The following is a 393-nucleotide window of genomic DNA, read 5'->3' as shown; positions in this document are numbered from 1 at the left end:
GCTTGCCCAGGCTGTGCGCGAGGTTGACCATGGCGGTGACGATCATGTCGTCGTCCGTGTCGCGGCCGATGTCACGCACGAAGGACTGGTCGATCTTGATCTTGTGGACCGGAAACCGCTTGAGATAGGCGAGCGAGCTGTAGCCGGTGCCGAAATCGTCCACCGCGAGGCGCACGCCCAGATGTGCGATCCGGCGCAGCATCTCGGCGATCGCGTCGTTGGAGGGCTCGAACAGCAGGCTCTCGGTGATCTCGATCTCGAGCAGGTCGGGCGGGATGCCGCTCTCGGCGATGAGCTCCCGCAGGCTGGCCGCGAAGTCGCCGTGGCGGAGCTGGGCCGCCGACAGGTTGACGCCGATGGCCAGCTCCTGGCCGGCATCCAGGCCGCGGCGGA

1 protein-coding gene is annotated in these 393 nt (G+C 67.4%); it reads right to left on the bottom strand.

Going from position 1 to position 393, the window contains the following annotated elements:
- Positions 1-393 (bottom strand): EAL domain-containing protein (locus tag EQG76_RS05655; protein ID WP_159711378.1); only part of this gene is annotated, 393 nt, incomplete at both ends.

Origin of the sequence: Geminicoccus flavidas (genome assembly GCF_009806515.1) — a bacterium.
In the GTDB taxonomy this organism is placed as follows: Bacteria; Pseudomonadota; Alphaproteobacteria; order Geminicoccales; family Geminicoccaceae; genus Geminicoccus; species Geminicoccus flavidus.
This window is presented reverse-complemented; position numbering and strand designations above follow the sequence as displayed.